This is a genomic window from Microbacterium sp. KNMS (genome assembly GCF_053851835.1).
This window is the reverse complement of the sequence record NZ_JBSQBP010000225.1, coordinates 1-231: the sequence shown is the minus strand read 5'-3', so window position 1 is coordinate 231 and position 231 is coordinate 1. Positions and strand designations below refer to the sequence as shown.

The 231-nt window shown below is 49.8% G+C and carries 1 protein-coding gene; it reads right to left on the bottom strand.

Annotated elements, in window-relative coordinates; translation table 11 throughout:
- Positions 1-231: hypothetical protein (locus tag ACWXWW_RS18415; protein ID WP_455971499.1), on the bottom strand; the 231-nt coding region annotated here is incomplete at both ends.

Sequence of the window (231 nt, the reverse complement as noted above, 5' to 3'; positions counted from 1 at the left end):
ACCAGGAACACCTTGAACTCCATAATTCAGCCCCGTGTAAATACCACTTGGTGTAGCCCCACCACCTGAGCCCCCCCGAGCCAATGTTCCGCCATCTATGATCAGATTCAATTTGCTATGCCGGTTCATTAAACCCGGTGCGCCCTGAAACCCATCACGGCGGGTTTTAGCAAAGTTGTAATCTGGGTCATTTGATAGTCCTGCATATGCTAAATGTGGTAACCCTCCATC